This window comes from Brevibacillus sp. NRRL NRS-603 (assembly GCF_003013445.1).
In the GTDB taxonomy this organism is placed as follows: Bacteria; Bacillota; Bacilli; order Brevibacillales; family Brevibacillaceae; genus Brevibacillus; species Brevibacillus formosus.
Genome location: NZ_PXZN01000119.1, coordinates 1 through 3,825 on the forward strand (window position 1 = coordinate 1; position 3,825 = coordinate 3,825).

Consider the following 3,825-nt stretch of genomic DNA (forward strand, 5'->3'; position numbering starts at 1 on the left):
GATCCGGGTACTGGGACTCCGACTACTCCGCCGGGCACTGGAACTCCGACTACGCCACCTGTTGAACCACCAGTTCCTCTACCAGAGGTACCGGTGCCAGCTCCAGACCCTGAAGAAAATATCATCAAAGACAATATCATCACCAGCGTAGTCATGAAGGACAAAGACGGAAACAACATTGAAGACATCCGCCCCGATCAGGGCTCGCGTGTTCAAGTTGATTTCACCTGGAAAATCCCTGCCGGACATCCTTACTCAAAAGGTGCTACCTTTACCTTCACTCTCCCAGACAAGTTTAAGACCGATCGGACTTTGACCGGAGATCTGGATGGAGGCTACGGCACCTATGAAGTGACAACAGACGGCACCGTCACCTTCACTTTTAGTGATACCATCAATGACGGAGCAGAGATCAATGACGGAACGTTCTATGTGTGGCGGGAATTCGATGAGAAAAAGTTTGAGGGCGGCACGAGACAGGAAATCGATTTCAAATTCGATGGCATCGCCCCGATCTCTGTCCATTTCAAAGGCAAAAACAACAATGAAATCGACAAGAACGGAAAAGCAAACAAAGGCATGAATCCTAGCCATCTCGACTGGACCGTCGATTTCAACTTAGGTGAAAATCCGATTAAAGGCGCTGTCTTTACGGATGAGCTTCCTAGCGGTCTGGACATCGACATGACCTCAGTTAAGGTCTTCCCATTAGAAGTTCAGTTGAATGGCTCTGTTAATCCAAATGCTGAGGTAACTACCTTCAATCCTGAGAAATTGACAGAAGGAAATGGGTTCAAGATTAACTTTGGCGACATCGACGGCGCTTATCGCGTCGCGTACAAGACCAACGTCACCGGTACGACAGATACAACCTACACGAATAAAGCCACTGTCACAGGAACGAGCCTTCCAAAGGATTTAACCGATTCCGCGAATGTCTCTGTCCGATTCAGCCAGCCTTTGGCAAAAAAAGCGATTGGCTATGATTACAACACACAAACGATCACCTGGGCTATTCAGTACAACTACAATGAAAAACTGATCAAGCAAAGCGATGCTTGGCTCGAGGATCGCTTCGATACCAGTCATCAAGAGCTCGTGAATGGTTCTTTTACCGTTCATAAAATGACCATCGGCGACAACGGAAACGGAACAAAAGACGGGGCTGCCATCAAAGGGTATAAGGTAACCCCATCGGATACCGGCTTCCGCTTGGAGTTTGATCATGATGTGTCGGCTGCTTACGAAATCACCTACCAAACCAAAGCTAAAAATCGGGTCCACCAAGACAGCTACCTCGTGAAAAATGAAGTAGAGATCTATGATGGAACCAAAAAAGATGCATCCAGAGAGATCACTCAAGCAATCTTCTGGAAAAACGCCAAAAAGGAAAAAGTCGATTACCTGAATAAAACGATCGAATGGACGCTTAGTCTAAACGAGGACAATCAGGTGATGGATGATGTCGTCATTACCGACAGTTATGCGGGACAAGGGCTGACTCTTCTTCCTGACAAAGTAAAAATCAACGATTGGACAAAGGATTTGGAAGAAGGCCCTGACAAAGACTACAGCATCTCTCCGAATTCAACGTACGAAGACGGACTCAAGATCACCTTCCACAAACCAGTCACAAAAGCCCTTGTGATCACGTACTTGACGAAGTTCGATCCTACTTCCAAGGACCGTCCATCTGTGTACAAAAACAAGGCTGAACTGAACTGGAAGGAAAACGGGAAGGCACAAGACCCTATCACGAAATCCGCTACCGTTAAGCCAGACAGCTACACAAGCAATAACGGCAACAAAACGGGTACATACGACGCCCGCACAAAAGAAATCACGTGGACAATCGATGTGAACTATAACCTTCACAAGATTAACAACGCGATCATCCGGGATTCTTATACCGGAGAACAAACTTTTGTAAAGGGCTCGTTACGAGTGCATAAGTTGCTGCTTACAGGTGGAGCAGACGGCGTGAAAGTGGTCGAAGGACCAGTTGTTCCTATCAAATTCGACCCATTAACCAACGGTTTTGAGCTGCATCTTGGACAGATCGACTCGGCCTATCGCATCACGTACACAACCAGTTTGGCTGATCTGCCTGTCGGAGAAGTGTACGAAAACAATGCCACTATGCATGACAGTGACATAACAGGCACTCCACTCTATAAAGGCAAGACGACCGTCAGACCGGCATACGGTGGGGAGTATGTCCTCAAAACAGGCGTACAAGGTACAGGAGCTGATTCAGAGTATGCAACATGGACAGTAAAAATCAATCCGAGCCAGTCTTACATTTCGGCAGGTGCTGTATTGACCGATACGCTGTCCAGCAATCAAATTCTGATGAAAGACTCCTTCAAGCTCTTTACGACAACCGTCTCTGAATCCGGTGCCCTGGCTATCGGAAAAGAAGTGGCATCCGAGGACTACACGCTAGAAGTGGTCGGCAACACCTTTAAACTGACTTTCAAAAACGACCTGCACACTGCCTACATCCTGGAGTACCGCTCCTTTATCAATGCTGATCATGGAGAGATCATTAAAAACGAAGCCTCCTTTGCAGGGAAAAAGGTTGTAGGTAAAGGTAAAGACGGACAAGAAGGTGTCAAAGTCAGCTTGTCCGGTGCTGGTGGCGGAGCCGGCACACCTGGTAAAGGCGACTTGAAAATCGTCAAAACAGACGCAGATACGAAAAAAGCATTGGCAGGAGCCACGTTTGGTCTGTACGACAAGACAGGGAAAACCTTGCTGGAAACAGTCGTTACCGATGAAAATGGCATTGCCACCTTCAAAGGCTACAAATTTAAAGCGTACAAGCTAAAAGAACTATCCGCTCCTGTTGGCTACGTCATCGCAGACGAGTACAGAAACGGAAAAGACATTACATTAAAAGCTCCTGCCGGTGCTGACCCCGCTGCTCCAGTTACAATCGAAATGACCATCGACAACAAGCTGCTCCGTCAAGGATTTGAGTTAACCAAAGTGGATGCAGAGAATCCTGGAAAAACGCTGGAAGGCGCTGTCTTCAATCTACAGGTTGAAAAGGGCGGAGCATTCGAAACGATCGCTGAGCTGACAACCGGCTCTGACGGAAAAGTCTCCAAGGGCGATCTGGCAGAAGGAAACTATCAGCTAGTCGAAACGAAAGCTCCGAAGGGATACAAGCTGGATGCGACTCCGATTTCATTCAAAATCGCCTCCAACCAGACAGAAATTGTGACCCTTACGAAAAAGAACGCCAAAAATATCGGCTCCGTTCAATTACTGAAAGTGGACCACTACACCAAAGAGCCACTTCCTGGCGTAACCTTTGAGCTTCAAGATGCTGACGGGAAAGTACTGCAAAGTGGACTCACAACGGATAAGGACGGTATCCTTCTCCTCGAAAACCTGAAAGCAGGATTCTACCAGCTCGTCGAAACAAAAGCTCTTGCTGATTATGAGCTCGCTAAACCACTGAAATTCGAAGTGACAGATGAAGGCACAACCTCTCTCACGTTGACCAACAGATTGAACCCAGGATCAGTGAAACTGACCAAAGTAAGAACGGGATACCCAAACCATAAGCTCAAAGGAGCTGAATTTACGCTCCAGGATGATAATGGTCAGGTAGTCAAAGATATGAACGGTCAGGAGCTTACCAAGCTGACTACGGATGGCAACGGAGAGCTGATTGTCGAAGGCCTGAATCCAGGCAAGTATGAGTTTATCGAGACGAAGGCACCTGCTGGTTATGTAAAAAGCAGCAAGCCAATCGAGTTCGAGATTAAAAGAAACCAAGTAGTTAGCGACCATGTGCTAGTCACTGTCGAAAAT

General features: G+C 47.2%; 1 protein-coding gene. It reads left to right on the forward strand.

Annotation, left to right across the window (positions count from 1 at the left end):
• The coding region (locus C7R94_RS28870) for a collagen binding domain-containing protein (RefSeq protein ID WP_106785952.1) at nucleotides 1-3,825 on the forward strand (3,825 nt) is incomplete at both ends.